This is a genomic window from Vibrio sp. T20, from assembly GCF_007858795.1.
GTDB lineage: Bacteria > Pseudomonadota > Gammaproteobacteria > Enterobacterales > Vibrionaceae > Vibrio > Vibrio satsumensis.
The window spans coordinates 1-387 of sequence record NZ_VFEB01000143.1 but is presented as its reverse complement, the minus strand read 5'-3'; the positions used below and the strand labels follow the sequence as shown (position 1 = coordinate 387).

The 387-nt window shown below is 49.6% G+C and carries 1 pseudogene; it reads left to right on the top strand.

The features are described from left to right. Nucleotides 1-387 (top strand): annotated as a pseudogene (locus FTW16_RS17715) (1-pyrroline-5-carboxylate dehydrogenase); the annotation flags it as partial.

Genomic DNA, 387 nt, shown 5'->3' with positions numbered 1-387 from the left:
AGAGTGCTCAGGTACTTTCATTTAAATCAGAGATCGAAAGCCAATCTGCACCTTTGGCAGCAGTAGCGACTTATCATCTAGAGCAAGCGTCAGCATTACTTGCAGAACACCACCTCATGCCAGGTCCTACGGGCGAAACCAACGAGTTGTATGCTGCAGGTCGTGGTGTGGCTTTGGTTATTGTTGATGATTGCGAAGAGAAAGTGCCAGCACTGCAAACCGCAATGGCAATGATTATTGCGGCACTATTGGCTGGGAACAGCGTTCAGTTGTGCAGTGATGACGTGCAGTTCAACACCTTAATTGCCGATGCGGCGACACAAGCGAATCTGCCAACTAACTTGGTGCTAGTTGCCTCGTATGACGCTGCACAACAGCTGCTGTCTG